At 67.8% G+C, this 26,914-nt stretch carries 23 protein-coding genes; 15 read left to right on the top strand and 8 right to left on the bottom strand.

Annotated elements, in window-relative coordinates; all coding sequences use genetic code 11:
* The first annotated feature begins 67 nt into the window (after window positions 1-67).
* Window positions 68-2,962: an excinuclease ABC subunit UvrA gene (gene uvrA / locus A5740_RS25545; RefSeq protein ID WP_076198756.1), complete on the top strand. Its 2,895-nt coding sequence runs from the start codon at window positions 68-70 to the stop codon at window positions 2,960-2,962.
* Here the strand turns inward: uvrA and A5740_RS25550 are convergent.
* Window positions 2,959-4,125 carry a winged helix DNA-binding domain-containing protein gene (locus tag A5740_RS25550; RefSeq protein ID WP_076198757.1) on the bottom strand — a complete coding sequence of 389 codons (1,167 nt, stop codon included), beginning with the start codon at window positions 4,123-4,125 and terminating at the stop codon, window positions 2,959-2,961. The two genes, uvrA and A5740_RS25550, sit on opposite strands and share 4 nt — an antisense overlap.
* 3 nt (window positions 4,126-4,128) lie before the next feature.
* Window positions 4,129-4,413 carry a hypothetical protein gene (locus A5740_RS25555; RefSeq protein ID WP_076198759.1) on the bottom strand — a complete coding sequence of 95 codons (285 nt, stop codon included), beginning with the start codon at window positions 4,411-4,413 and terminating at the stop codon, window positions 4,129-4,131.
* A gap of 88 nt (window positions 4,414-4,501) precedes the next feature.
* On the opposite strand from A5740_RS25555, the gene A5740_RS25560 reads away from it, so the two are divergent.
* From A5740_RS25560 to A5740_RS25570, 3 genes are all read left to right on the top strand, one after another.
* Entirely contained in the window at window positions 4,502-5,005 is a 504-nt protein-coding gene (locus tag A5740_RS25560) for a lipoprotein LpqH (protein ID WP_076198761.1), read from the top strand.
* Window positions 5,006-5,072: 67 nt separating this feature from the next.
* The gene (locus tag A5740_RS25565) at window positions 5,073-6,809 is read left to right on the top strand and encodes a hypothetical protein (protein ID WP_076198763.1); all 1,737 of its coding nucleotides are present in this window, start codon (window positions 5,073-5,075) and stop codon (window positions 6,807-6,809) included.
* Window positions 6,791-8,011 carry a CHAT domain-containing protein gene (locus tag A5740_RS25570; protein ID WP_076198765.1) on the top strand — a complete coding sequence of 407 codons (1,221 nt, stop codon included), beginning with the start codon at window positions 6,791-6,793 and terminating at the stop codon, window positions 8,009-8,011. Before A5740_RS25565 ends, A5740_RS25570 begins: the two co-directional genes overlap by 19 nt.
* A 27-nt stretch (window positions 8,012-8,038) precedes the next feature.
* On the opposite strand, the gene A5740_RS25575 is transcribed toward A5740_RS25570, so the two are convergent.
* Window positions 8,039-8,491, bottom strand: coding sequence for a hypothetical protein (locus A5740_RS25575; protein ID WP_076198767.1), 453 nt, complete (start codon window positions 8,489-8,491; stop codon window positions 8,039-8,041).
* A gap of 63 nt (window positions 8,492-8,554) precedes the next feature.
* Here A5740_RS25575 and A5740_RS25580 point away from each other — a divergent pair, with 63 nt between their 5' ends.
* Together A5740_RS25580 and A5740_RS25585 are read left to right on the top strand one after the other, a co-directional pair.
* A complete protein-coding gene (locus A5740_RS25580; protein WP_371454810.1) occupies window positions 8,555-9,895 on the top strand; it encodes a hypothetical protein in 1,341 nt (446 codons plus the stop codon).
* Window positions 9,892-10,974 carry a hypothetical protein gene (locus A5740_RS25585; RefSeq protein ID WP_076198769.1) on the top strand — a complete coding sequence of 361 codons (1,083 nt, stop codon included), beginning with the start codon at window positions 9,892-9,894 and terminating at the stop codon, window positions 10,972-10,974. Before A5740_RS25580 ends, A5740_RS25585 begins: the two co-directional genes overlap by 4 nt.
* Before the next feature lie 18 nt (window positions 10,975-10,992).
* On the opposite strand, the gene A5740_RS25590 is transcribed toward A5740_RS25585, so the two are convergent.
* From A5740_RS25590 to A5740_RS25600, 3 genes are all read right to left on the bottom strand, one after another.
* Window positions 10,993-12,354 (bottom strand): alpha/beta hydrolase-fold protein, encoded by a 1,362-nt coding sequence (locus A5740_RS25590; RefSeq protein ID WP_083654417.1) that lies wholly within the window; start codon window positions 12,352-12,354, stop codon window positions 10,993-10,995.
* A gap of 47 nt (window positions 12,355-12,401) precedes the next feature.
* Entirely contained in the window at window positions 12,402-15,725 is a 3,324-nt protein-coding gene (lysX, locus tag A5740_RS25595; RefSeq protein WP_076198771.1) for a bifunctional lysylphosphatidylglycerol synthetase/lysine--tRNA ligase LysX, read from the bottom strand.
* Window positions 15,726-15,793: 68 nt separating this feature from the next.
* On the bottom strand, window positions 15,794-16,156 hold the full coding sequence (locus A5740_RS25600) for a DUF1844 domain-containing protein (RefSeq protein WP_067767860.1): 363 nt from the start codon (window positions 16,154-16,156) through the stop codon (window positions 15,794-15,796).
* A 263-nt stretch (window positions 16,157-16,419) separates the two neighbouring features.
* On the opposite strand from A5740_RS25600, the gene infC reads away from it, so the two are divergent.
* The 5 genes from infC to A5740_RS25625 all read left to right on the top strand — a co-directional run bounded on the left by infC (window position 16,420) and on the right by A5740_RS25625 (window position 19,035).
* The gene (gene infC, locus A5740_RS25605) at window positions 16,420-17,019 is read left to right on the top strand and encodes a translation initiation factor IF-3 (protein WP_175616367.1); all 600 of its coding nucleotides are present in this window, start codon (window positions 16,420-16,422) and stop codon (window positions 17,017-17,019) included.
* A 23-nt stretch (window positions 17,020-17,042) separates the two neighbouring features.
* Window positions 17,043-17,237 (top strand): 50S ribosomal protein L35, encoded by a 195-nt coding sequence (gene rpmI, locus A5740_RS25610; protein WP_066898154.1) that lies wholly within the window; start codon window positions 17,043-17,045, stop codon window positions 17,235-17,237.
* A gap of 40 nt (window positions 17,238-17,277) precedes the next feature.
* Window positions 17,278-17,667 (top strand): 50S ribosomal protein L20, encoded by a 390-nt coding sequence (gene rplT / locus A5740_RS25615; RefSeq protein WP_003885175.1) that lies wholly within the window; start codon window positions 17,278-17,280, stop codon window positions 17,665-17,667.
* Window positions 17,668-17,678: 11 nt separating this feature from the next.
* Window positions 17,679-18,464, top strand: coding sequence for an RNA methyltransferase (locus A5740_RS25620; protein ID WP_076198775.1), 786 nt, complete (start codon window positions 17,679-17,681; stop codon window positions 18,462-18,464).
* A 109-nt stretch (window positions 18,465-18,573) separates the two neighbouring features.
* Complete coding sequence (locus A5740_RS25625) at window positions 18,574-19,035, top strand: hemerythrin domain-containing protein (RefSeq protein WP_083654418.1); 462 nt, start codon at window positions 18,574-18,576, stop codon at window positions 19,033-19,035.
* On the opposite strand, the gene A5740_RS25630 is transcribed toward A5740_RS25625, so the two are convergent.
* Both A5740_RS25630 and A5740_RS25635 read right to left on the bottom strand, forming a co-directional pair.
* Complete coding sequence (locus A5740_RS25630) at window positions 19,032-20,261, bottom strand: acyl-CoA dehydrogenase family protein (protein WP_076198779.1); 1,230 nt, start codon at window positions 20,259-20,261, stop codon at window positions 19,032-19,034. The two genes, A5740_RS25625 and A5740_RS25630, sit on opposite strands and share 4 nt — an antisense overlap.
* A 27-nt stretch (window positions 20,262-20,288) precedes the next feature.
* Window positions 20,289-21,308, bottom strand: a complete 1,020-nt coding sequence (locus tag A5740_RS25635) for an oxygenase MpaB family protein (RefSeq protein ID WP_076198781.1) — start codon at window positions 21,306-21,308, stop codon at window positions 20,289-20,291.
* Between the two features lie 228 nt (window positions 21,309-21,536).
* On the opposite strand from A5740_RS25635, the gene A5740_RS25640 reads away from it, so the two are divergent.
* Genes A5740_RS25640 through pheT form a run of 4 tightly spaced genes read left to right on the top strand, consistent with a single transcriptional unit; the run spans window position 21,537 to window position 26,868 of the window.
* Window positions 21,537-22,424, top strand: a complete 888-nt coding sequence (locus A5740_RS25640) for an adenylate/guanylate cyclase domain-containing protein (RefSeq protein WP_076198783.1) — start codon at window positions 21,537-21,539, stop codon at window positions 22,422-22,424.
* A gap of 37 nt (window positions 22,425-22,461) precedes the next feature.
* The gene (locus tag A5740_RS25645; RefSeq protein ID WP_175616358.1) at window positions 22,462-23,280 is read left to right on the top strand and encodes a rhomboid-like protein; all 819 of its coding nucleotides are present in this window, start codon (window positions 22,462-22,464) and stop codon (window positions 23,278-23,280) included.
* 52 nt (window positions 23,281-23,332) lie between these two features.
* A complete protein-coding gene (gene pheS / locus A5740_RS25650) occupies window positions 23,333-24,376 on the top strand; it encodes a phenylalanine--tRNA ligase subunit alpha (RefSeq protein WP_076198787.1) in 1,044 nt (347 codons plus the stop codon).
* The gene (gene pheT / locus A5740_RS25655) at window positions 24,376-26,868 is read left to right on the top strand and encodes a phenylalanine--tRNA ligase subunit beta (RefSeq protein ID WP_076198789.1); all 2,493 of its coding nucleotides are present in this window, start codon (window positions 24,376-24,378) and stop codon (window positions 26,866-26,868) included. Before pheS ends, pheT begins: the two co-directional genes overlap by 1 nt.
* Window positions 26,869-26,914 lie beyond the last annotated feature (46 nt).

Raw genomic sequence — 26,914 nt, forward strand, 5'->3', positions numbered from 1 at the left:
ACCGTATCCGGCTTGTCGGTGGGCGCACATAGCATGGGCGGGAAGTCTGTTTTTGGAAAGGAACCGCGTGGCTGACCGCCTGATCGTCAAGGGTGCCCGCGAGCACAATCTGCGAGGAGTCGACCTCGATCTGCCGCGTGATGCGCTGATCGTGTTCACCGGCCTGTCGGGGTCCGGCAAGTCCTCGCTCGCCTTCGACACCATCTTCGCCGAGGGGCAGCGCCGTTATGTGGAGTCGCTGTCGGCGTACGCCCGGCAGTTCCTCGGGCAGATGGACAAGCCCGATGTCGACTTCATCGAGGGTCTGTCGCCCGCGGTGTCGATCGATCAGAAGTCGACCAACCGCAACCCCCGGTCGACGGTCGGCACCATCACCGAGGTGTACGACTACCTGCGTCTGCTCTACGCCCGCGCCGGCACCCCGCACTGTCCGGTCTGTGGGGAGCGGATCGCCCGCCAGACGCCGCAGCAGATCGTGGACCAGGTGCTGGCGATGGACGAGGGCTTGCGGTTCCAGGTGCTGGCGCCGGTGGTCCGCACCCGCAAGGGTGAGTTCGTCGACCTGTTCGAGAAGCTCAACACGCAGGGCTACAGCCGTGTGCGGGTCGATGGTGTGGTGCATCCGCTGACCGATCCGCCCAAGCTGAAGAAGCAGGAGAAGCACGACATCGAGGTGGTCGTCGACCGCCTCACCGTGAAGGCCAGTTCCAAGCAGCGGCTCACCGATTCGGTGGAGACCGCGCTGAACCTGGCCGACGGCATCGTCGTACTCGAGTTCGTCGACCGCGAGGACGACCACCCGCACCGGGAACAGCGCTTCTCCGAGAAGCTGGCCTGCCCCAACGGTCACCCGCTGGCCGTCGACGATCTGGAACCGCGGTCGTTCTCCTTCAACTCGCCCTATGGCGCCTGCCCGGAGTGCACGGGCCTGGGCATCCGCAAAGAGGTCGACCCGGAACTGGTGATCCCGGACCCGGAGCTCACCCTGGCCGAAGGGGCTATCGCGCCCTGGGCGGTGGGGCAGAGCGCCGAGTACTTCACCCGGATGCTGTCCGGGCTCGGTGAGGAGATGGGGTTCGACGTCGACACCCCGTGGAAGAAGCTCCCGGCCAAGGCGCGACGGGCGATCCTGGAGGGCTGCGACCACCAGGTGCACGTCCGCTACAAGAACCGGTATGGCCGCCCCCGGTCCTACTACGCCGATTTCGAGGGCGTGATGGCCTTCCTGCAGCGGCGCATGGAGCAGACCGACTCGGAGCAGATGAAGGAACGCTACGAGGGTTTCATGCGCGACATCCCGTGCCCGGAGTGCGAAGGCACCCGGCTCAAGCCCGAGATCCTCGCGGTGACGATGGCGGCGGGGGAGTTCGGCGCGAAATCGATTGCCGAAGTGGCCGAGCTGTCGATCGCGGACTGCGCCGATTTCTTGAACGCGCTGACCTTGGGCACCCGCGAGCAGGCGATCGCCGGGCAGGTGCTCAAGGAGATCCAGTCGCGGCTCGGGTTCCTGCTCGACGTCGGTCTGGACTACCTGTCGCTGTCGCGCGCGGCCGCGACGCTGTCCGGCGGGGAGGCGCAACGCATCCGGCTGGCCACGCAGATCGGCTCCGGTCTGGTGGGGGTGCTCTACGTGCTCGACGAACCGTCCATCGGTCTGCATCAGCGCGACAACCGCCGGCTGATCGACACCCTGGTGCGGCTGCGCGACCTCGGCAACACCCTGATTGTCGTCGAGCATGACCTCGACACGATCGCCCATGCCGACTGGGTGGTCGACATCGGCCCGGCCGCCGGTGAGCACGGCGGCCGGATCGTGCACAGCGGCACCTACCAGGATCTGCTGACCAACCCCGAATCCATCACGGGCGCTTACCTTTCCGGCAAGGAGAGCATCGAGGTGCCGGCGGTCCGGCGACCCACCGACAAACGTCGCCAAGTCACTGTCGTCGGCGCGCGGGAGAACAACCTCAAGGAGATCGACGTCGCGTTTCCGCTCGGCGTGCTCACCTCGGTCACCGGCGTCTCCGGCTCGGGCAAGTCGACTCTGGTCAACGACATCCTGGCCGCGGTGATGGCCAACAAGCTCAACGGCGCCCGCCAGGTGCCCGGCCGGCACACCCGGGTCAACGGTCTCGATCAGCTGGACAAGTTGGTCCGCGTCGACCAGTCGCCGATCGGTCGCACCCCGCGGTCCAACCCGGCCACCTACACCGGGGTGTTCGACAAGATCCGGTCACTGTTCGCCGCCACCACCGAGGCCAAGGTCCGCGGTTACCAGCCGGGCCGGTTCTCGTTCAATGTCAAGGGCGGCCGGTGCGAGGCCTGCTCGGGTGACGGCACCATCAAGATCGAGATGAACTTCCTTCCCGACGTGTATGTGCCGTGTGAGGTGTGTCAGGGCGCGCGGTACAACCGGGAAACCCTCGAGGTGCACTACAAGGGCAAGACCATCGCCGAAGTGCTGGACATGTCGATCGAGGAGGCCACCGAGTTCTTCGAGCCGATCAGCTCGATCCACCGCTACCTCAAGACTCTGGTCGACGTCGGCCTGGGTTACGTGCGGTTGGGGCAACCGGCGCCGACGCTGTCCGGCGGTGAGGCACAGCGCGTCAAGCTGGCCGCCGAACTACAGAAGCGGTCGACCGGGCGCACCGTGTACATCCTGGACGAGCCCACCACCGGTCTGCATTTCGAGGACATCCGCAAGCTGCTCAAGGTGATCAACGGCCTTGTGGACAAGGGCAATACGGTGATCGTCATCGAGCACAACCTCGACGTGATCAAGACCTCCGACTGGATTGTGGACATGGGTCCCGAGGGGGGCGCCGGCGGCGGCACGGTCGTGGCCCAGGGCACCCCGGAGGATGTGGCGGCCGATCCGGCCAGCTACACCGGCAGGTTCCTGGCCGAGTTGATCGACGTGCCGGCACCGAAACCCAATCGGCGCAAGGTCAGCGCTTAGACCGATCGTTTGGACAAGGGCGACGGGAACCGGGGGCTGGCACGTACGCCGGCCAGCCACTCGGTGAGTGCGTCGGCGCGCTCCTGCAACGCGCGGGTGCCGTCGCGTCCGATCTCTTCCAGCAGATGCAGCTGGATGCGTCCGTCGGCGTCGTGGCCCCAACCGCCGACGATCCGCCCGTCCCACCATGCGGTGGGGCCGGCGTTGCCGTTGCGGTCGAAAACCTGGCCGCGGTGATCGCCGAGGTACCAGTCCCGGTCGAACCACCCCATGGTGGTGACGTCGAGCCCGGGAAGAAGCGCGGCCCACGGCTCCACGTCGGGCTCGACCTCGAGATCGTCGGGCAGGACGAACCCAGGTGTTCCCGATACGTCGACCTCGACCGCGCCGACATCATGTACAGCCTGCCGGGCCCAGGTCAGGGTGTTACCGAACCACCACTTGATGTCGGTGAGTGTCGCCGGGCCGAATGTCTGCAGCCAGGAGCGGACCAGTTCGGCGCGGGCATGACCGGTTTCAGCAGCGGGCAATGGCGCGCCCAGCCAGTCGGTGATGAGCGTCCATCGGGGCCGGGAGGTGTTCCAGCCGCCGTCATTGGGGCCACGCACGATCTCACCGCGCACCCCGAGAACTGTCAGAACCCTTGGACCCAAGGGAGTTTCGCCGCCCCACCGTTTGCCGGGCGCGGGATCGTGGCGGCCGGCCAACTCCGGCAGCGCGGCGCGCAGGTCTTTGGCGCTGGTGGGACCGTGCTGTTCGAGGTGGTCGAGCACCGCCGTGCGCGCGGCATCCAGCCACTTTTGGCCGTCCGGTGCGACACCGGCCTTCTCCACATCGCCGGCCAGTTTGCGCTGTTCGTTGCCGGCCACCCGCTCACTGGCAGCGGCCTGCACCAGCGCCAGATCTCTGGCGCGCACGATCCACAATGTGCGTCGCATCGCAAGATGTTTGACCAGCGAGCGCTTTTCGTAGAGTGCCGCATCCAGATCAGGGACGCCGAATCCGGGCATTCGTGCCCACAGGGACAGGTACGGAGTCGACGGGTCGGTTGCGTGTAGACCGACGAAGGCGGCGGTCGCGGCATCGATCGACTCGGCCGGCCGGCTCAGGAAATGGCGCCGCGCCAACCGGGCGCGACGCTCCGCCAAGGTGAATGAGCGCACGGATCAGGCGTCATCCTGCTCGTGCATGGACTCACGGATCTGTTGCAGACGCTCTGCGGCCGCCTGCTGACGCTTCTCGTACTGCTCCTCCGCCGAGCGACCCTCGGGTGTTTCGGCGGCCAGCTCCGAGGCGCCGAGCGCGGTGCCGTACCGGGTCTCGATCTTCTCCCGCACCGCGTCGAACGTCGGCACGCCCGCGGGGGTGTAGCCCGTCTCGGGTTCCTCCGGACGGTCCGGCTGCACTGGCTCCTTGCTCACACCACCCACGGTACCTGGGACAACCGACATTTCTTGGGATCGGTAGCGCTCGGTGCGGCCTTGACTGGGCGCACGACGGAGCCATCGGGGCGACGCAAACGAAGCGAAGGGAACGCACATGAATCGAGTCATCGCAGGCGCCATGGGACTGCTGGCCACCGGTGCGGTGTTGGTCGGATGCTCGGACGACAAGCCGGCGGACACCTCCGAGAAGCCTGCTGCCGCAGCAGCGCAACCCGCCGGTGAGGCAAAGGTCAGCAGCGGCGGCACCACCGTGGTCAAGGTCGACGGTAAGGATCTGGCCGGCCTCGACCTCAACTCGGTCACCTGCGTCAAGCAGGGCGGCAAGATCAACGTGGGCAGCGCCGCGATCGGTGGCCAGCAGGGCCTGGGAGTCGTGATGACCGACGAGGCGACCCCGAAGGTCGAATCATTGGGCCTGGTGTACGACGGCAGTGCGCTGGCGGTCAGTGAGGCCATGGGCGCCAAGGTCGGTTCGGCGGAGGTCAAGGTTGACGGTGACACGTACACCATCACCGGTGAGGCCTCCGGTGCCGACATGAACAATCCGATGGCCGGGATGGTCAACAAGCCGTTCACCATCACGGTGAGCTGCAGCTGAGCCACCCGGAGACTGCCGGATGCGGCGGGCGTCTCATCTACGCCCGCCGCTTTCCTATGATGCAGGTGTGACGATCGTGGAGGAGTTGGACCGCGCACGCCACCTCGCATTGGCCGCCGACGAGCAGGCCGCACACGACCTGTTGGCGGCACTCATGCCCCGCATCGAAGAGGCCGACCGCGACGATTTCGCCCTCGAGGTGTTCGCCCAACTGGGCGAGATGTATTTGGTCCGCAGCGGCTATGACGGTGTGCTGGAGAGCATCCGACGAATCGACGACTGTCTGGCCATCTACACCGCGATCCGGTCCGGAACCATGCCGGAAGCCGCAGGCCACGTCAGCCTGTCCGAGGCTGAGATCGACCACATGATCTGCCGCTACGGCCGGCGCGTCGAGTTCCTGCGGGCGGGGCTGGCCGCCGCGCGAGGCGAGCACGACCAGGCCGCAACGTTTCTGCAGACACTGGCCGAAATGCCCGGCGGCCCTGAGGATCTCGACGACGAACACCGACGCTTGGTGTGCCGCGCCCGCATTCTGGTTGCCGGTGGCCTGTGTGACGACGATCTGTACGCCGCATCAGCCCCGCTGTGGGATGCGGTCACCGAATCGTTGAACGCCTGCACAGCGGCCGGCGTCGACGCCGAGGACGACCATCTGTTCGTCACCGGCGCCCTCGGTTACGGCCGGTTCTGCGTGGAGTCCGGACGGCTGGACGAAGCCCAGCCCTGGCTGCGCCGGGCCGCTGCGCGCGCCGAGGCTCACGGCTGGGCACTGTTGCGAGCCCGGGCCCAACTGGAACAGGCCGCGGCCTGCTGGACGGCCGCCGAATACAGCGACACCCAAGACCTGGTCACCGAGGCCTACCCGGTGATCGCCGAGCACGCTCGCGCCCACGACGTCTCGCGAAGCTGGCTGTACTTCGGCCTGATCCGCCTGGGGATCGGTGCGCTGCGAGAGGCGGACCAGTGCTGGGAGTACGCCGAACGGCACTGGCGTGAGTTGGGCAAACCTTTGAACATCCATCGGATCTTGTTGCAACGCAGCTGGATTGCCGTGTTCCGTGGCGCTTTCGACCAGGCTGCGGCGATGGTGGCCGAGGCGCGCGACCTGCTGGACTCCGTGCCGCGACACAGTTGGCTGCAGTACGCCCGCCTCGATGCTCACCTGGGCAACATCTGGCGGGCTCGCGCCCTGTCCGAGATGGGTTTTGACGGACTTGGCCGGCCGGACCAGAGCTGGGAGGAAGTCGAGGCGATCCACGCTTCCGGCAAGGGAGTGTTCAACTGCCGCCCCGGCAGCAAGAAGTACCGCAGCGGCATGGCGATGTTGGAGCGCGCCGCCGATCTCAAGGTGCCCGCCGCGCTCGCGGTCGACTCGGTGCGTTACACGATTGCCGACGCCGGTGCCCGCATGCGTTGGGCCGGTTGCGTCTCCGCGCCAATGCTCGCCGGCGCGTTCGCCGTGGCCTGGGAGTGGGACAACACCGAATTGGTCTGCGAGTTGATCGAATACCACAGCGCCAGGGGAACGTTCAGTTCTGAACCAACGGCGCACCAGGCGGCGGACTGGGCCGACACGGCCACCGCCCCGGTCCCACCGGAGGCGGAACTGGCCCCAGAATTGGCGGTCGCGGCTGCGGCGCCCTCGTTCGGCGAGGGCGCGCTGACCAGGCTGGGGCCGCTGCCGCCGCTGCGCATGGACCCGCAGGCCGCTCCGATCTTGACTCGATACCGCGAACTGGCCCGGGAGCGCTATGGCCGGATCGTCACCTCGCCGGAGCCGGAATGGACGACCTGGCCATGACCGCAACCCTGGTGCTGCGCTTCGCCGATGTCGGCATCGTGACCTACGCGAGCCTGCGCGTGGTGGGGGAGCCTGCCCGGTCTGTCACCTGGGTGCTCGAAGAACCGGAACTGCACACGCTCTACGACGCGCTGGACCTGGCCCTGCCCGATCCGCGTGACGCGGAAGCTCCCGCCGACGCCATCGAAAGAGCGGTCGCCACAGGGCCTTTCGCCGAGCCGAAGCGTGAGCTGAAGTGGGCCGGCGATCTTGGGGCACGGCTGATCGCCAAAGACGGCTGGAACCTGCTGGCCGATTATGTGGCGTCCCCACGGGCCGCATTGTTCATCACCCCCAGTCCGAACCTGGCCCGGGTGCCCTGGGGTCAGCTGGTCATGCCCGACCGACATCGATTTCGGTTGATGGAGTTGGTCGATGTGCTGATGGCGGTGCCGCCCAACATCGTGCACGCACCCCGCAGCACCACCAACTGGACGGCGCGCCGAGACGAACCCGCCGCGCTGGTGCTCGACCCGCGAATCCCCGGGCAGCGCCCCGATTCGGCGTTGGGTTCAGTCCTGGGCCGGCCCTCGCCTCAGACCGTGCTGGCCCGCCATTTCGCGCCGCTGGTGGAAACCGGCCGGCTGTGGCCCGCGGTGACCGCGTCCGAAGAATTGTTCCGCCGCACCGACATCGACCGGCACTGGCTGGCGAAGGTGTGTGCGGACACCCCCTCCCGGTTGCTCTATGTGGGGCACGCCAGCGCCGCCGAAGGTGGTGCCGGACAAGCAGATCGAGCGGCCCTGCACCTCGCCGAAGACCGCGCCCTGAGCGCGGCCGACCTCATTGCGGCCGGCCTCGCAGTCCCGCCCCGAGTGGCGCTGCTGGCCTGTGCCTCCGGCGGGGACTACCGCTTCGACGAAGCCACTGGCCTGGTGGCGGCGATGGTGCTGGGCGGGGCCGAGCTCGTCACGGCGACGCTGTGGCCGCTGCCCACCACTGCCGGATACCGCCGGTTCGCCTCCGGCTCAACGGATCCGGCGCACGATCCGATGGGGGAGACCGTGGTCGGTGTGGACCTGGCCCATCGCGAGGTTGAGGCGGGGCGCGCAGTCAACCGTTGGCAACGCGCCCAGATGCGACGTTGGCGGGACGGGGACCTCAGCGCCAGTCCGCTCTATTGGGCTGCGCTGGCCACCTTCACCGTCGACGGCGCCCGCTGAATCAGGCCGCTGAATCAGACCGCTGAATCAGACCGGGGCGACGCACACCGCGACGCTGCGCTCATCGCCGGGGCGGTAGTACGCGTCGACCACGCTGCCGGGAGAGAGCTTCGCCAGCGCCGAGATCGGGATCAGCATCCGCTGCCGCACCGGAAACTGGCCTCCACCGCACCGGCTGACCATCAGATCGAGCTCGACCTCCCCGTGGTCCTCGCGGATCGTCCCGGTGGGGCGCATCCCGGTGACGATCCCGCGGGACCGGGTCCCGGTGCGGAACAGGGCGAGCTGCGTGGCGGTCATCAGGCCCTTGCGCACCAGCATGTGGTCGAATTCGGCCGCCAGCTCGGCGAGCGTGGCCAGACGCTCGTCGGCCTCGTCTTCCGGCCGCTGACAGCAGGCCCGCGGGACGGCGGTCAATGCGGCGCCGAGGGCACCGCAGCAGAGCAACCACAGAACGGCGAGCAGCACGGCGTCGGTCATCTCACCAGGCTCCGGCCGACCGCAGGCTACCGAACCCAACTTCGCCCCCCTATCGTGTGCTTGGTGAGCATCGGGTCCGAGACGGCGGGGGCGCAGGCCGCGGCGCATCCTCGCCCGAACTCGCCGGCGCCTCGCCGCGCGGTGATCGACCGGGCCTGGCGTGCACTCGGCCCCGGAGTCGAGGTGTTCAGCACCGACGACGGCGGACCGCTGCGCCGGACCGTCAAACGCATCATCGATCCACTGGTGCTCAGACTGCGCAGCAACACGCACTTCTCAGCACCGGTGCTGACGCCGGAGACGGCCGCCGAGCTGCACGAGCAGATGATGCGTTGCGCGCCGCAATTGCGGGCCGCCGCAGGCTGGTTCACTGAGCTCAAAGCGCAGCGCCGGCGGTTGCGCATCACCAGCGGCAACGCCCAGGAGCTGTATTTCCCGGTGTGTTTCGAACTCGCGGTGACCCGCGGCGCCCCGGCATCCGACCGAGCCGAGGTGGCCGCCGGGGTGCTGGCCGACCTGCACGACGGCCGGGACCGGACCGCCATCGAGTCGCTCAACCGGTATGCGGCCGACCCGCAGGTCCTCGACCGGTTGCGCCGCCAGTTGGAGCGCAGCTGGGATGACATCGTGGCCTCCGATGCGATCATCGATCCGTTCTTCGCCGGGCTGGCCACCGTGCTCGGTCCTGCCGACTCCCGCCGCGCCGAAGCGGCACGTCAGCGGGTGTGGTCAGCTCTGGTGGCCGACGCCACGCCCTACAACCTGGGGGCTCGCGCGCGATGGCCGAACACCGCGTTGCCGTGGTCGATCGTCGACACCGGATTGAGTTCGACCCTGCCCCAACGGCCCCCGTCGATCAGCGGTCCCGTCGACAGTGACCGCCCCCTGGACCGCAGCGTGGTGGACCGGGTGCGGGCCACGTTGCGGCGTGCGCTGGATCGCGATGAACTGCCCGATATCCCGATGCTGTGTGCCGAGGAGGTGGACCGGGCCTGCGCACCATGGGGACTGCTCGCCGAGGACAAACAGGCCGGCCTTCTGGCGGGAATCGAAGTTGCCCGGGATCTCCATCCGCTCGACGCGGCGAGGACGGGCCGCTACCAACTGTCGGCTCGCATCCAGGCCCGGCTGGCCAAGGAGGCCTATGTGCTGCACGCGCGACGCTATGCCTCCGACGGCGGACCCATCCACCCCCGCCAGCGCCAGGTCGTCGCGGATCTGACCGGTTTCGCCCGGCCCTATCTGAGCCGGTTGTGGGCGCGTCTGCACGGCCGTGACGTGTGGCAGGAGTCCTGCGCAGACGTCGACGACCTGCGGTCACTGCTGGAAGGGGTGGCCAGGTCGGTCAGCCTGGACCATCGGCAGCAGATCAAGTCGATGCTGGAAATGCAGGTGGCACCGTGAGATTGGTTGCCGACGGCGGCCTGTGGAGCACCGGTCCGCTGAGCCTCGCCCCGCCGTTGGTCGCGGTCCTGGAAGTCAGCGGCGCCGTGCTGGCGTGGGTGGCCGACGGTGACGCCGCCGCCCCGCCGTCGATCACGTTCACCGATCCCGCCCGCGCTGATTGGCTGTGGCGCGTGCTCGGTGACTCTGGCCACGTCGAGATCCTCGAGGCCGTGCGACTTCGAGAACCCGGGGAACCGGTCGATCTGGCCGGCGTGGAGATCCTGCCCGGATCGACGGATCTGCTGCGCCGGCTGGCCTTCGGGCACTGGCTACGACGCTGGTGGCCGGCCAGTGACCGTGACGGCATCGCGCCGCTGGACCCCGGTCTGCTCGACGCCGAGGTGGCCCTGCTGACGGTCGCGGCCGAGGATTACTTCACCGACGACACCCTCGACTCGGAACCCGCCCAGTTGCTCGCCCCACAGCTGGCCGCACTGAACATTCTTGCCGCAGAAGGCGACCCCCGAGTGGTGGCATTGATCGACGACTGCCGCGAGGTGGCTGCCGAGATCGGGCTGGATTGGCCCGAGATCGTCGCGGCGGCTCCTCGGCGGGAGGACTTCGCGTTGGCCGCCGGCCGGGGTGGACCATCGCGTGCGGCGGACCGGATCGCCGGTGGCGTGGCGTCGGTCGAGTGGGCGGCGGTGCCGCCCGGCATGTTCGACGCCGCCGAGGGCGCCATCGAGTGGTCGGTGACCGCGGGTGCCGACGCAGTGGTGCAGGTCGCGCTCGCCGGCTCGGATTCTCCGTCGGGCGTCGCAGTGGAATTGCGCGCCGGTGGCGCTGTCGGTTCCGGTGTCCTCGATCTCGACGGCCGCGCCGTCCTGTCGTTGCGCGATCCAGGCGGTCAGCGTCTCAGTGAAACCCAGGTGTGGAACCTGGACTGGTCACAGGCCACGGTAGGGATCGGGGCGGCGAACGGGGCGGAATCGGCCGAGACGCGGGATCGGGTGCGCACGCTGGCTCGGGCCAGGCTTGCGGCGGTACCCGAGGATGCCTTCCTTGCCGAGGTGGTCGCGGCCGAATCCGACTACTGAGTCGCTACTTCGCCGTCCCTACTTTGCCGCGGTCTGGATGAAGGCCGGTGCGGCCGAGGCCTGCGGCAGCCCGACCGCCGGTACCTCCGGGGTGTCGATGGCGCCGGCCAGCCACGGTAGGGCCATGGAGAACGCGTGGCTGGCGAACGGCCAGTCGTGGGTGCCCCGTTGGGTCACCACCGCGCAGGAGATGCCGTGCCTGGACCCGAGCCCGCACAACGTATTGGCCGCCTTGGCCTGGTCGTTGACCTGGCCCCCGGGTTTACCGCCTGAAGATGCGTCGTTGACGTCGAACCAGCCGGCCGTCTGCGCGTACTGACCGTGCCGGTTGATCACCGTGCTGGGGTCGAAAGCGTCCCAGGCCGCGGCGTTCCCGCCGAACAACCGGTCGATCGTCTGCGCCTTGGTTCCCGAGTTCGGGCCGACGTCACCGGCGATGTCGACGAACGCGCTGAACAACTCGGGATGCATGACGGCCAGGTCCACCGCGCAGGTCCCGCCCATCGACCAGCCGACGATGCCCCAGTTGGCGGCCGCCGGATTGACTCCGTAGTGGCTGTTCATGTACGGCACAACATCTTTGGTGAGGTGATCGGCCGAGTTGCCGCGTTTCCCGTTCACGCATTCGGTGTCATTGTTGAAGGTGCCGCCCGGGTCGACGAACGCCAGAACCGGGGCATAGCCGCGGTGAGCGGCGGCGAAGTCGTCCATCACCTTGATCACATTGCCGGCTCGCATCCAGTCGGCCGGGGTGTTGAACTCACCACCGATCATCATCACCGTCGGCAACCGCGGCGGGGGATTGGCGGCGAACCACGCCGGCGGCAGGTAGACATACTCGCCTCGATGCCGGAAACCCGAAGCCGTGCTGGGGATCTCGACCGGGACCACGGTGCCCTTGGCCGGCACCCGGCCTTGACGCTGCATGGCGGTCACGGTGACCTGATCGGTCTGATCGGGTAGCGGACCGGCGGTCAACTGGTTCCACGCGGTCTGTACCCATGGGAAATATCCCACCCAGAGGTTGACCGCCAACGCCACGCACAGCACGGTCAACGGCACCGCCATCACCGCGGTGCCCCGGCGCCACCACCGGCTGCCGCGCCAGCCGGCGACCAGGATCACCACGGCCGCTCCGGTCAACCCGATCCACACCCACAGGGACCGCGGCGCGGGATTGCCGGCCAGGCCTTCGGACTGGATGTACCAGTTGGTGCCCGCCACCAGAACGCCACCGACCGCGGCGGCCAACGGCAACCAGATGAGCGCCCAGCGGCGGGTGCGCCAGCCGATCGCGGCGATCAACACCACGGCGGTGATGGCCTGGACACTGGTCGGGACCCAGCCGTGCATCAAGGACAGGTGGTGGGTGAACGTCACAGCAATATCGTCGTCGCCGATTCTTGTGAACGGCTGTGAAGAACCTGCTAACGCGGTTTCGCCAGCGGGAACGGCAGGGTTTCGCGGATGCTGCGACCGGTGATCATCATGACCACGCGGTCCACGCCCATGCCGAGACCTCCCGTCGGCGGCATCGCGTACTCCATGGCCTGCAGGAAATCCTCGTCGAGTTCCATCGCCTCGGGGTCGCCGCCGGCGGCCAGCAACGACTGTTCCTGCAAGCGGCGGCGCTGTTCGACAGGATCGGTCAGTTCACTGTAGGCAGTGCCGAGTTCGACACCCCAGGCCACCAGGTCCCAGCGTTCGGCAACGCCGGCGACGTTGCGGTGTGGCCGGGTCAGCGGCGACACCGACGTCGGGAAGTCTTTGTAGAAGGTGGGTTCGGTGGTGCGGTCCTCGACCAGGTGCTCGTACATCTCCAGCACCACGGCCCCGGCGTCCCAGTGGGTCAGGTAGGGGATGTGGGCCGAATCGCACAGCCGACGCAGCGTGGCCAGATCGGTTTCGACGGTGATGTGCTCGCCGAGTGCCTCCGAGACCGCATCGTGCACGGTTTTGACCGCCCAGCTACCGGAGATGTCGACCGGCTCGAGGACGCCGTCGGCTCGTGGTCGTTGGAAGACCTGCGCGCCGTTGGCGGCGGCCGCGGCGTTCTGGATCAGCTCACGGCAGCCGTCGATCCACACGTTGTAGTCGGCGTGCGCCTGGTAGGCCTCCAGCAGCGTGAACTCGGGGTTGTGGCTGAAGTCGACGCCTTCGTTGCGGAACGCCCGGCCCAGCTCGAAGACCCGCTCGACACCTCCCACGCACAGGCGCTTGAGGTAGAGCTCCGGGGCGATCCGCAGGTAGAGATCCAGGTCGTAGGCGTTGATGTGGGTCAGGAACGGGCGGGCGTTGGCGCCGCCGTGGATCTGCTGGAGGATCGGCGTCTCCACCTCCAGGAAACCCTTGGCGTACAACGTTTCCCGAATGGCGTGCAGGGCGCCGCTGCGGGCCCGGATCAGCTCGCGGGCTTCGGTGTTGACCGCGAGGTCGACGTAGCGGGCCCGGACCCGGGCCTCTTGGTCGGTCAGACCCTTCCACTTGTCGGGCAGCGGACGCAGGCACTTGCCGATCAGCCGCCAGCGTTCGACCAGTAGAGAGCGAGTGCCCGTGCGGCTGCGGCCGATCGCCCCGCTGACCTCGATCAGATCGCCCAGGTCGATCGTCGAGGTGAAGTCGGTGGTCGTGGCATCGCTGAGTGTGCTGTTGTCGAGGAGCAGCTGGACGTCGCCCGACCAGTCACGCAGTTCGGCGAAGAGCACGCCGCCGTAATCGCGGACCCGCAGAATGCGCCCGGCCACCGTGACGCTGGTGCCGTCTGCCGTGTCGAGGGCGGTGGCGACCGTGTGGCTGGGGGCGCGGCCCACCGGGTAGGCGTCCACCCCTTCGGCCTGCAGTTGGCGCAGTTTGGCCATCCGCACGCGAACCTGCTCGGGCAGTCGCTGCTGACCATTGCCACCGGCGGCCTCCGCCGCGATTCCGGTCAGGTCAGGGGCACTGCCGTCATGGTGCAGCCGGCCGGATTGCAGCAGGTCAGCCGGGGCGGCGACATGGTCGCCGGTGTGCTGACGGTTGCGTCGCGAGAACGGCAACACCAGAAAGCCTTCGGCGATCACCGAGGCCACCCCGACCCGCGGGATCAGCCGCGCGTCCTCGTAGCAGGCGTACCGGGGCACCCAATCGGGCTGATACTTCATGTTCGAGCGGTACAGCGTCTCCAACTGCCACCAGCGGGAGAAGAACACCAACAGTGCCCGCCAGAGCCGGGCCACCGGACCCGCGCCCAGCTGCGCACCCTGTTGGAACGCCGACCGGAACATCGCGAAGTTCAACGAAATACGGCTGATCCCAAAGCCTTCGGACTGCATGCACAGTTCGCTGACCATCAGTTCGATGGTGCCGTTGGGTGATTGGGGGGAGCGGCGCATGACGTCGAGCGAGACTCCGTTGGTGCCCCAGGGGACGAGCGAGAGCAAGGCCACCACCTTCTCGCCGCCCCCGTCGGCCTGCACGGCCTCGACCAACAGGCAGTCCCCGTCGGCGGGGTCACCGAGCCGGCCCAGTGCCATCGAGAACCCGCGTTCGGTCTCGGTGTCGCGCCAGGCGTCGGCGCGCTCGATGACCTTCGCCATGGCCGCCTCGTCGAGCTCGCGGTGGCGGCGGATCCGCACCGAGGTGCCGGCCCGCCGCGCCCGGGTGACCGCCTGGCGCACCGCGCGCATGTCGGGCCCGGACAGCCGGAAGTGGTCCGGGTACAGGATCGCTTCATCACCGAGTTGCAGCGCGTTGAGCCCGGCCGCCCGGAACGCTTCGGCGGCAGTCGAACTGGCGCCCATCACCCCCGGCGCCCAGCCGTAGGTCTGGCACAACTGCAGCCACGCGGCGATCGCCTGCGGCCACGCCTTCGGGTCGCCGACCGGGTCGCCACTGGCCAGGCAGACCCCGACCTCGACGCGGTAGGTGATCGCGGCGCGTCCGTTCGGGGCGAACACCACCGACTTGTCGCGGCGGGTGGCGAAGTAGCCCAGCGAGTCGTTCTTGCCGTAGAGCTCGAGCAATCCCCGGATCGCTGACTCGTCCTCGCCGGTCAGGGCGTTGGAGGCGCGCTGGGACTGGAACAGCACCACCGCGGCCGCCATCAACGCCAGTGCTCCGAACAAACCGAAGATGGCGTTGAGGAACGGGTGCGAGTAACCCTCGAACACGTCGGTGGGCACCGTGGCGAAGCCGCTGACGCGGTTGACCGCATACAGCAGCCGCCACTCCGGCGGCAGGGTGCCGGGGAACAATTCCAGCAGTGCCCACGCGGCCAGGATGCCGATCGCCATCCCGGCGATGAGCACCACGGCGGATTTGACCAGCGCGCCGCGGCGCACCTTGGCCCAGAATTCGTTGCGGGCCAACACCAGGAAGGCGATCGCGGCGACGTGGAACACCAACCCGATGACCTCGCCGACGTCTTCGGCAACCGGGTCGCCGCCGGTGGCGAGATCGCCGACGTTCCAGCCGATCGCGCCGACGAAGTAGAGCATCAGGATCCACCAGGCGATCCGCTTGCGCGCGGCCAGCGCCGCCGCCAGCAGTGCCAGCACGAAGGCCCACGAGAAACTGGTGTCGGGAAAGTTGAAGATGTAATCGTTGACGAATTCTCGCGGCACCTGGATCAACCAGCGCACCGTCTGGGACACGCTGGCGATCAGCGACAGGGTCGCGATGATCCCGACGGTCCACCCGGCTGCCGTGGGCACCCAGGAAAACCTCGACACCGGTTGAGTCGGAGTCCGGTGCCCGCGATTGAGAACGGTCATACGCCCGGAGAATAGGCGGTCAACCCGTCAATTGGGCCGAGCGCGCGCACAGACACCTACCTAGCCGGCTACCAGACCGGCCCGGTGTACTTCTCGCCCGGTCCTTTGCCCGGCTCTTCGGGTGCGACGCTGGCTTCACGGAAGGCCAGTTGCAGGCTCTTGAGGCCGTCGCGCACCGGGCCTGCGTGTGGCCCCAGAAATTCGGCCGAAGCGGTTACCAACCCGGCCAGTGCGGTGATGAGGCGGCGGGCCTCGTCGAGGTCGCGGTGCGGGCTATCCTCGGGGTCCTCGGCGGACAGACCGATCTTCTCCGCGGCGGCGCTCATCAACATGACCGCGGCCCGGGTGATCACTTCGACGGCGGGAATCTCGGCCAGGTCACGCACGACCTGCGACGTCGCGTCGTCGGGCGTTTCAGTTGGATCGGTCATGCCTGCTAGACTGTCATGCGCGACCGTCCCGACATTTGTCAGGGACAGCAAGTGGAGTCCCACTCCCACCGTTGGCCACAAGGTACAGCGGTCCGGTCGCCGGTGTCCTCGGACGCCGGTTCTGTGCTCCAGAATTGGGGTGCAGGCGGCGCAAGCCGTGATCGGTCGGCATATGGGCCCTGCTTTCAGCAGGGCTTTTCTGTTCTACGGGGCAGAAGTGCGGATGGGCGGGTCTCCTCAGCAGACCCAACATAGGAGGCCCCATCAGCACTGAGACCCGCGTCAACGAGCGCATTCGTGTACCAGAAGTCCGCCTGATCGGACCAGGTGGCGAGCAGGTAGGCATTGTGCGCATCGAAGACGCTCTCCGCGTCGCCGCGGATGCCGATCTCGACCTTGTCGAAGTTGCACCAGGCGCCAAGCCGCCGGTGTGCAAGATCATGGACTACGGCAAGTTCAAGTACGAGACGGCTCTCAAGGAGCGCGAGTCTCGCAAAAACCAGCAGCAGACCGTCGTCAAGGAACAGAAGCTGCGTCCCAAGATCGACGATCACGACTACGAGACGAAGAAGGGCCATGTGGTCCGCTTCCTCGAAGCCGGATCCAAGGTCAAGGTGACCATCATGTTCCGTGGTCGTGAGCAGTCCCGGCCCGAACTCGGGTACCGGTTGTTGCAGCGGTTGGGCGCAGACGTGGCCGAGTACGGCTTCGTCGAGACGTCAGCCAAGCAGGACGGCCGCAACATGACGATGGTGCTGGCCCCGCACCGCGGCGCGAAGACTCGCGCCAAGGCGGCGGAGCAGGCCGAGCGCCCGGGCGGGCAGCAGGCCGACACCCAAGAACCAGACGCAACGCAGAACTAGTTTCACAAGAGAACTGAGGATTCATGCCCAAGGCGAAGACCCACAGCGGTGCCTCCAAGCGGTTCCGCAAGACCGGGACCGGAAAGATCGTGCGGCAGAAGGCCAACCGCCGCCACTTGCTGGAGCACAAGCCCACCAAGCGCACCCGCCGGCTCGACGGCCGCACCGTGGTGGCGGCCAACGACACCAAGCGTGTCAACAAGTTGCTCAACGGCTAGACCTGCCGCTCCCCGTACCGATCGAGAATAGGAACATCCCATGGCACGCGTGAAGCGCGCACTCAACGCCCAGAAGAAGCGGCGTACCGTACTCAAGGCCTCGAAGGGTTACCGCGGTCAGCGGTCGCGCCTGTACCGCAAGGCCAAGGAACAGCAGCTGCATTCGCTGACCTACGCCTACCGGGACCGCCGGGCCCGTAAGGGCGAGTTCCGCAAGCTGTGGATCTCGCGTATCAACGCCGCGGCCCGCGCCAACGACATCACTTACAACCGCCTGATCCAGGGGTTGAAGGCCGCAGGCGTCGAGGTGGACCGCAAGAACCTGGCCGAGATCGCCGTGAGCGACGCCGCCGCGTTCACCGCGCTGGTCGAGGTCGCCAAGGCCGCGCTGCCCGAGGACGTGAACGCGCCCTCCGGTGAAGCCGCCTGAAGCTCCGCTGAATGAGTGGCTCAGCCACTGCGCTCACCGAGCGGGCTGACCGCGTCGCCGCAGCCGTAAAGCTGCACCGCGCCGTCGCACGTCGCCGCGCCGCACGCTTTCTCGCCGAAGGTCCCAACCTCGTCGAGGCAGCGTTGCGGCGCGGTGTCGTTTCCGAGGTGTTCGCGACCGAGGCCGCGCTCGACCGGTTCGGTGAGTTGCTCGCCGGTGCACCGGTCTACGTGGTGACCGACCGCGCCGCAAAAGCCTTGTCGGACACCGTCACTCCGGTCGGTTTGGTGGCGGTGTGCCGGCTGCCGGAGGTATCCCTCGATGACGTTTTGGCCGCCGCACCGCGGTTGATCGCGGTACCGGTGCAGATCTCGGAGCCCGGCAACGCCGGCACCTTGATCCGCGCCGCCGACGCCATGGGTGCCGATGCGGTAGTCCTGGCCGGCAACAGCGTCGACCCGTACAACAGCAAGTGCCTGCGCGCCTCGGCCGGCAGCATCTTCTCGCTACCGGTGATCAGCGAGCTCGATGAGTCGGCCGTCGTGGCGCAACTGCAGGCGGCAGGGTTGCAGGTGCTGGCCACCACGGTCGACGGTGAGGCCAACCTCGATCATGTCGACCTCACGCCGCCCACCGCCTGGCTGTTCGGCCCCGAAGCGCACGGTCTGTCAACCGAATTGGCCGCAGTCGCCGATCACCGGGTGCACATCCGGATGCCCGGGCATTCCGAAAGCCTCAACATCGCCTCGGCCGCCTCGATCTGCCTGTACCAGAGCGCCCGCGCGCACCGTCTCTAACGCGAGCAGACGCAGATGTCCCGAAACCCTCGGGGTGTCGGGGACATCTACGTCTGCTCGTGCCGGGATCTAAGGTCGAGCCATGTGCCAATACTGCGGATGCCGGGACATGCCGCTGCTGCGCGATTACATCGCCGAACATGAACGGTCCGTCGACCACGGCCGGGAAGCGGTACGCGCGCTGGACCGCGGCGAACTCGACGTGGCCGCACAGCGTCTGACGGCGATGTTCGAGGAGTTGCGCTCCCACTGGCAGGGCGAGGAGAACGGGCTGTTCGCGGTGATGCACACCGACGAGCTCTACGCCGAGCACATCGACCCACTGGTGGCCGAACATCGCGAGCTGGCCGCTTTCCTCGAAGTCGTCGACCTGACCGATCCCGACCATCAGAAGCGGGTGCGCGCCGAGATCGAGGAGCTCTACGCACACATCGCCAAGGAAGAGGACGGACTGTTCCCGGCGGCGCTCACCACGCTCGACGGTGACGACTGGGATGCCGCGATGGCCGGGTGGCGCGAGGCACATCCGGGCCGGCAGATGATTGCCGGCCCGCTGCACGGTCCGATTTAGCTGAGCAGACCCCGCGCCACGTGGGTGATCTGTACCTCGTTGCTGCCGGCGTAGATCATCAGCGACTTGGCATCGCGGGCCAGCTGCTCGACGCGGTACTCGGTCATGTAACCGTTGCCGCCGAACAACTGCACGGCTTCCATCGCGACGTCGGTGGCGGCTTGCGAGCAGTACCACTTGATCGCCGACGCCTCGGCCAACGAGACCGGCGTGCCGGCCTGCGCCGACTCGATGACGCGGAACAGCATGTTGCGCACGTTCATCCGGGCCACTTCCATGTTGGCCAGCTTGAGCTGGATCAGCTGGAACTGGCCGATCTCCTTGCCCCACAGGGTGCGGGTCTTGGCGTAATCGACCGACAGCCGCAGGCATTCCTCGATGACGCCCAGCGCCATCGCGGCCACCCCGATGCGTTCGGCCGAGAAGCTGGATCGGGCGCTGTCCCGGCCGTCGCCGGCCTCGTTGTTCTCGGTTTCACCGAGCAGTCGATCACGGCCCAGCCGCACATTGTTGAAGAACAGCTCACCGGTCCGCGAGGAGTGGATACCCATCTTGTGGAACGGCTTCGACTGCACGAAGCCCTCCATGCCGCGGTCGAGCACGAAGGTCAGTACCTTGCGGTCGCGCTTGTCGGCCCCGTTGCCCTCGTCGAGCTTGGCGTAGACGACCACCACGTCGGCGTCCGGCCCGTTGGTGATGAAGGTCTTCTGCCCGTTGAGGATGTAGTCGTCGCCATCGCGCACCACATAGGACTTCATGCCCCCGAAAGCGTCCGACCCCGAATCCGGTTCGGTGATCGCCCAGGCGCCGATCTTCTCGTAGGTGACCAGTCCGGGAAGCCAGCGTTCCTGCTGCGCCAGGGTGCCGCGGCTCTGAATGGTCGGCACCGTCAGGCCCAGGCTGACGCCCATGCCGGTGACCAGGCCCATCGACACCCGGCACAGTTCGCTGATCAGGACGAACCCCATACCGGGCGACCCGCCGCCGCCGAACATCCCGCCGCCCGAACCCGACGTCTTCTCGCCCGAGCGCAGCTTGGTCAGCCGCTTGTCGAGGGCTTCGGCGGCCATCGTGTCGATGCCGAAGGTGGAGAACAACTTCCGGATGATGGGGTAGGGCTCCATCTCGCCGCTTTCCAGCGCGTCGAGGTGGGGTCGAATCTCCTTGTCCACGAACTCGCGTACTGCGTCGCGGACGGCGATGTCTACGTCAGACCAATCAAGCATTCCGACAGCTTAGACACGTGTCAAGAATCAGGCGGCGGAGCGTCGGGCCGGGCGTAGCGCAGGCAGGGAGAACGTGGTGTGCACCAGGGCCCCGGCCCGGTCCAGCAGCGTCTTGCGGCGCGGCAGATAGTGCATCGGCAGCCCCCGGCGGTCCCGCGGTGGGGCCATGAAGGCCGGTGCTTCCACGAGTGGGCTGTCGGCCGGAATCTTCCCGGCCGCGCGGCGGTAGGCCGACAGCGCCCGCGGGTGTAGTCGGATCTCGTCGGGCACTGCGACGAAGGCCAGTTCGACGGCCTTGCCGAAGATCCGCAGCAGTACCTCGTCGCCGGGGGTCCAGCGCATGCCGGCCTTCTCCCGCACCGCCGGGTCGAACAATCCAGCCGCGATCCAACGTTGTGCTCCGACAAGGGGTTTGAACAATTGATCCCATACCGGCGTCGGCATCAGCACAAACCACGGCTTGGGAATCCGGATGGTGAAGATGTCGAGCGTGGCCCGGTTGATCTCCAACTCGTCACGGCACTTGGCGTCCCAGTAGTCCTGGAATTCCTCCCAGGTCTTGGGGACCGGGCGCATGCTCATCCCGTACATCCGGTACCACTGCACGTGCTCGTCGAACAGCTGTCGTTTCTCGGCTTCGGTCAGCCCGCCGCAGAAATACTCGGCGGTCTTGATGATCAGCATGAAGAACGTGGCGTGCGCCCAGTAGAACGTCTCCGGGTTGAGGGCGTGGTAGCGCCGGCCCTGGCTGTCGACCCCTTTGATCGTGGTGTGGAAACCCTTGATCTGCGCGCCGGTGCCGGCCGCTCGGTCGCCGTCGTAGACCACACCCATGATCGGGTAGACCGACCGTGCCACCCGCTGTAGCGGTTCACGCAGCAGGATCGAATGTTCCTCGACGCCGGCGCCGAGCTCTGGATACATGTTCTGGATCGCTCCGATCCACACGCCCAGCATCCCGGTACGAAGGTCGCCGAAGTACTTCCACGTCAATGAATCCGGGCCGAGCGGATCGTGGCGGCTGCCGACGGTGGCTTGTGTGGTCATCGCGTCCCCGTTGACTCGTCATGACTTGGATCACAGCTGAGCCCAACGATAGTGTTGACAACGTGCGTTGTCTACATTGGCGCGCCGCGCCTCGGCGCACTGTTATCCGCCGGCTATCACCACGCCACAGCCTCGTGACCAGGCTGGTTTCGCGGAACCACGGGGATCCGAGCAAAGCCGGATGGCGCATGATTGCCGCCCGGTCTGTGGGGCACATACGCTGGCGGCGTGGATGGCGAGCCGTTCGATGACCCGTCCGGCGGAAGTGGGGACGTCGAGCAGGCGCCGCAGCAGCGGCCCGTTCAGCCGACCGGATTGCCGGGCCCGTTGGGATGGGTGCAACGCACCAACCACAGCCCCGCAATCGTCGACCTGGTCCGGCGGGTGCGGCGCGCGCTGCCCGGCGATCCGGATTTCGGTGACCGGCTCTCGGCTTCGGGTGAGGGTGGCCCCCGCGCCGCCGCACGCATGGCCGATCGGCTACTCGACCGTGATGCCGCCACCCGCGAGGTGAGCCTGGGCGCGCTGCAGGTGTGGCAGGCGCTGACCGAACGGGTCTCCGGAACGCCGGCAAACCCTGAGGTGACGCTCGTGTTCACCGATCTGGTCGGATTCTCATCGTGGTCGTTGCGCTCGGGTGACGACGCCACCCTGCGGTTGTTGCGGCGGGTGGCCCAGGTGATCGAGCCTCCGGTGCTGGAAGCCGGCGGTCACATCGTCAAACGCATGGGTGACGGCATGATGGCGGTGTTCGCCGATCCGGGGACCGCGCTGCGCGCCATGCTCGTCGCGCTCGATGGCGTGAAGGGCATCGACATGGACGGCTATGCGCCGCGCGTGCGGATCGGTATCCATACCGGCCGCCCCCAACGCATCGGATCGGACTGGCTCGGCGTCGACGTGAACATCGCCGCCCGGGTGATGGCGCGGGCTGCCACCGGGGGACTGATGGTGTCGCACACCACTCTGGATGCGATTGCCGCAGAAGACCTGGCCCGCCTCGGTGTCAGTGTCAAACGCCAACGGCGGCAGATGTTCTCGGCCAAACCCGAGGGTGTACCCGAGGACCTGGTGATGTACCGCGTGAAAACTCCCAGGCAGTTGCCAGCGCGCTGAGCGTCCCGGGCGCGCCTGCGGGCGGATAGTTGATCGGGTGCTCAGGTGCGTGTCGGCGACGCTGGCCCAGCTGGCCCGGATTCCGGTCACGCTGGCGTACGCAGCGATCCTCACGGCGGTGACGGCTGCGCTCTGGGGACTCGACCCCGACACTCACGATCAGATCCTCGGCGATGTCAGCACCAATCTGCACAACCTGCGGCACGGACATCTCGGCACCCTGCTCAGCAGTGCCTTCGTCACCGACGCCGGGCCGGTGTACGCCTGGCTGCCCGGGCTGATCTGCCTGCTGGCGTTGGCCGAATTGCTTTGGCGCAGTGCACGTCTGATGGTGACATTCGTGGTCGGGCATGTGGGCGCCACCGTGCTCGTGGCGGTCGGCCTCACGGTGGCGGTGAAGGCCGGATGGACCCCGGCGTCGGTCAGCCGTGATGTCGACGTCGGGATGAGCTATGGGGCGGCCGCCGTGTTGGGTGCGTTGACCGCGGCGATCGCGCCGCGCTGGCGTCCGGCGTGGATCGGCTTCTGGCTGACCGCGGCCCTGGCCGTGGTTGCCCAGGGGCCGGATTTCACCGACATCGGCCACGTGGTGGCACTGGTGCTCGGCATGGTGGTCTCGACCCGTCTTGGACCATCGCAGGGCTTCAGCGCCGGTCGGTACCTCCTGTTGGCGGCCGCGTCAGTGTTCGGCATCGCGTTGCTGGCCGGGGACCCCACGATGTTCTGGATCGTCGGGGCGGCGGGAATGCTCGGTGCGGTCACGACCGACGCGTTGACGCCGACGACGGCCCTCGTCGACGATCGGCTGGACCCGCAGCGCGCACGCTCCACCCCGTCTGGGCGCCCACGCGCGTAGCTGAGGCGAAACGCATTCGAAGTGCGATCAGCCGATCACCTATGATCGCCGGGTGGCTCAGCAGCCCAGTGATCTCTCAGAAGAAGCCCTGACCAAAGCCGTCAGTGCAGCCCGTCATGCCTTCGATCTGTCCGGTGACCTCGACGCATTGGCGCGCGCCAAGACCGAGCACCTCGGTGACCGGGCGCCGATCGCGTTGGCGCGCCAGGCATTGGCCACCCTGCCGAAGGCCGATCGGGCCGATGCCGGCAAACGGGTCAACGTCGCCCGCGGTGAGGCTCAGCGTGCCTACGACGAGCGGTTGGCCGCGCTGCGTGCCGAGCGTGATGCCGCCGTGCTCGTCGCCGAACGCATCGACGTGACGCTGCCCTCCACGCGGCAGCCGGTGGGTGCCCGGCATCCGATCACGATCCTGGCCGAGAACGTCGCCGACACCTTCGTGGCGATGGGCTGGGAGCTGGCCGAAGGGCCCGAGGTCGAGACCGAACAGTTCAACTTCGACGCGCTGAACTTCCCGCCGGATCATCCGGCCCGCAGTGAGCAGGACACCTTCCAGATCGCGCCGGACACATCGCGTCAGGTGCTGCGCACCCACACCTCACCGGTGCAGATCCGGGCGCTGCTGGAGCGTGAGCTGCCGGTGTACATCGTCTCGATCGGGCGGACCTTCCGCACCGACGAACTCGATTCCACCCACACCCCGGTGTTCCACCAGGTGGAGGGGCTCGCCGTGGACAAGGGCCTGACAATGGCGCATCTGCGCGGCACGCTGGACGCGTTCGCGCGCGCACAGTTCGGGCCGGAGGGGCGCACCCGGTTCCGCCCACACTTCTTCCCGTTCACCGAACCTTCCGCCGAGGTGGACATCTGGTTCCCCGGCAAGAAGGGCGGCCCGGGCTGGGTCGAGTGGGGTGGCTGCGGCATGGTCAACCCGAATGTGTTGCGCGCCTGCGGGATCGACCCGGACGTTTACTCCGGATTTGCCTTCGGTATGGGATTGGAGCGAACCCTGCAGTTCCGCAACGGAATTCCCGACATGCGCGACATGGTCGAGGGTGATATCCGGTTCTCTCTGCCGTTCGGGGTCGGTGCCTGATGCGGATTCCGTTCAGTTGGCTGCGTGAAGCCGTGCGGGCCGGCGCGCCGGATTGGGACGCCTCAGTCGAAGAGCTCGAGCAGACGTTCATCCGGATCGGTCACGAGGTCGAGGAGATCATCCCGATCGGCCCGGTCACCGGTCCGCTGACCGTCGGTCGGGTCGCCGAGATCGAGGAACTCACAGAGTTCAAGAAGCCCATCAGGGCCTGCAAGGTCGATGTCGGCGAACCTGAGCTTCGCGACATTGTCTGCGGGGCAAGGAATTTCGCGATCGACGATCTGGTGGTGGTGGCGCTGCCCGGCACCGTCCTGCCCGGTGACTTCACGATCGCCACCCGCAAGACCTACGGGCGGGTCTCCGACGGCATGATCTGCTCGGCCTCCGAGATGAACCTGGGTGTCGAGGGCGCCGGGATCCTGGTGCTGCCCGCGGGCACCGCCGAGCCCGGAACTCCGGCCGCCGACGTGCTCGGCCTCGACGACGTGGTGTTCCACCTGGCCATCACCCCGGACCGCGGCTACTGCCTTTCGGTGCGCGGCCTGGCCCGTGAGATCGCGTGTGCGCACGACCTGAACTTCGTTGATCTGGCCGACGTGGCACCGCTGCCGGCCGAGGGCGAGGCCTGGGCGCTGACCGTGGAGCCGGGAACCGGAGTGCAGCGCTTCGGTTTACGTCCGGTCACCGGCATCGACCCGGCCGCGGTGTCACCGTGGTGGCTGCAACGACGCCTGATGCTCAGCGGTATCCGCGCGATCTCTCCGGCAGTCGACGTGACCAACTACGTCATGCTCGAGCTGGGTCACCCGATGCACGCCCATGACAGCAGCCTGATCACCGGTGGTTTCGCGGTGCGGTTCGCCCGCGACGGGGAGAAGGTGGTCACCCTCGACGATGTCGAGCGCACCCTGAACTCAGCTGACGTGCTGATCGTCGACGACGTCGCGACCGCCGCGATCGGCGGGGTGATGGGCGCGGGCACCACCGAGGTGCGCGATTCCACCACCGACGTGCTGTTGGAAGCCGCGGTGTGGGATCCGGCCGCGGTGTCGCGCACCCAGCGTCGCCTGCATCTGGCCAGTGAAGCCGGCCGTCGTTACGAAAGGTCCGTGGACCCGGCGATTTCGGTTGCCGCCCTTGATCGTTGCGCGGGCCTGCTGGCCGAGATCGCCGGTGGCACCGTCGAACCGCGGCTCACCGACTGGCGCGCGGACGAGCGCACGGACTGGTCGCAGCCGGCCATCGAGATCCCGGCCGACCTGCCCGACCGCACTGCGGGAGTCGAGTACCCGTCCGGCACCACGGTCCGCCGCCTCACCCAGATCGGCGCTGTGGTCGAAGGCTCCGATCCGCTCACCGTCATCCCGCCGAGCTGGCGGCCGGACCTGCGTCAGCGCGCCGATCTGGTCGAGGAAGTGTTGCGGCTGGAAGGGTTGGAGTCGATCCCGTCGGTGCTGCCGACGGCGCCGGCCGGCCGCGGTCTGACCGCCGTACAGAAACGTCGCCGTGCCATCGGGAAGTCGTTGGCACTGGCCGGGTTCGTCGAGATCCTGCCCTCGCCCTTCCTGCCCGCCGGGGTGTTCGACGCCTGGGGGCTGGCCGCGGACGACAGTCGACGCAATACCACCAAGGTGCTCAACCCGCTGGAGGCCGACCGGCCCGCGCTGGCCACCACGTTGTTGCCCGGCCTGCTCGAAGCGTTGGGCCGCAACGTTTCCCGCGGTGCCGCCGATGTGGCGCTGTTCGCGATTCAGCAGGTGGTGCATCCCACCGCCGAGACCCGTGCGGTCGAGCGCATCCCCAACGATCGCAGGCCCACCGACGAGGAGATCGCGGGTCTGGATGCCTCGCTGCCGCGTCAGCCGCAGCATGTCGCGGCTGTCCTGACCGGACTGCGTGAGCCTGCCGGGCCATGGGGGCAGGGACGCCCGGTGGAGGCCGCCGACGCTTTCGAGGCGGTGCGCGTGATCGGCCGGGCGGCCGGGGTGGAATTCACCTTCCGCGCCGCCCAGGACCTGCCGTGGCACCCGGGCCGCTGCGCCGAGGTGCTCGTGGGCGGCCCTGAAAACGGGATAGTCGTCGGCCACGCCGGACAACTACACCCGGCGGTGATCGAACGCGCGGGGCTGCCGAAGGGCACCTGCGCGGTGGAGCTGGATCTCGATGCGGTGCCGATCGTCGAAGTGCTGCCCGCACCGGCGGTGTCGCCGTTCCCGGCGGTGTTCCAGGACATCAGCGTCATCGTCGGTGACGACGTCGCGGCCGCCGCGGTTGTCGACGCGGTCCGCGCCGGGGCCGGTGCGTTGTTGGAGGACGTCCGGCTCTTCGATGTCTACACCGGCCCGCAGATCGGGGAGGGGCGCAAGTCGCTCACCCTGGCCCTGCGGTTCCGGGCGGCCGACCGGACACTGACCGAGGATGAGGCCAGCGCGGCCCGAGACGCCGCCGTCGTGGTGGCCGGTGAGCGCGTCGGCGCGGTCCTTCGCGGCTAGGATTAATGAATTTGCATCTGCATGCATAAGAATGCAGAATTGGGTG

It is taken from the genome of Mycobacterium sp. GA-1841 (genome assembly GCF_001954135.1).
Classification (GTDB): Bacteria; Actinomycetota; Actinomycetes; order Mycobacteriales; family Mycobacteriaceae; genus Mycobacterium.

What these genes read in the sequence shown, in the direction of transcription:
- rpmI (WP_066898154.1), top strand. Translation starts at nt 17,043, where the DNA reads ATGCCCAAGGCGAAGACCCACAGCGGTGCCTCCAAGCGGTTCCGCAAG.
- A5740_RS25575 (WP_076198767.1), bottom strand. Translation starts at nt 8,491, where the DNA reads ATGACCGACGCCGTGCTGCTCGCCGTTCTGTGGTTGCTCTGCTGCGGT.
- A5740_RS25630 (WP_076198779.1), bottom strand. Translation starts at nt 20,261, where the DNA reads ATGCTTGATTGGTCTGACGTAGACATCGCCGTCCGCGACGCAGTACGC.
- rplT (WP_003885175.1), top strand. Translation starts at nt 17,278, where the DNA reads ATGGCACGCGTGAAGCGCGCACTCAACGCCCAGAAGAAGCGGCGTACC.
- A5740_RS25560 (WP_076198761.1), top strand. Translation starts at nt 4,502, where the DNA reads ATGAATCGAGTCATCGCAGGCGCCATGGGACTGCTGGCCACCGGTGCG.
- A5740_RS25570 (WP_076198765.1), top strand. Translation starts at nt 6,791, where the DNA reads ATGGACGACCTGGCCATGACCGCAACCCTGGTGCTGCGCTTCGCCGAT.
- A5740_RS25625 (WP_083654418.1), top strand. Translation starts at nt 18,574, where the DNA reads ATGCCGCTGCTGCGCGATTACATCGCCGAACATGAACGGTCCGTCGAC.
- lysX (WP_076198771.1), bottom strand. Translation starts at nt 15,725, where the DNA reads ATGACCGTTCTCAATCGCGGGCACCGGACTCCGACTCAACCGGTGTCG.
- A5740_RS25635 (WP_076198781.1), bottom strand. Translation starts at nt 21,308, where the DNA reads ATGACCACACAAGCCACCGTCGGCAGCCGCCACGATCCGCTCGGCCCG.
- A5740_RS25600 (WP_067767860.1), bottom strand. Translation starts at nt 16,156, where the DNA reads ATGACCGATCCAACTGAAACGCCCGACGACGCGACGTCGCAGGTCGTG.
- pheT (WP_076198789.1), top strand. Translation starts at nt 24,376, where the DNA reads ATGCGGATTCCGTTCAGTTGGCTGCGTGAAGCCGTGCGGGCCGGCGCG.
- A5740_RS25555 (WP_076198759.1), bottom strand. Translation starts at nt 4,413, where the DNA reads ATGTCGGTTGTCCCAGGTACCGTGGGTGGTGTGAGCAAGGAGCCAGTG.
- A5740_RS25620 (WP_076198775.1), top strand. Translation starts at nt 17,679, where the DNA reads ATGAGTGGCTCAGCCACTGCGCTCACCGAGCGGGCTGACCGCGTCGCC.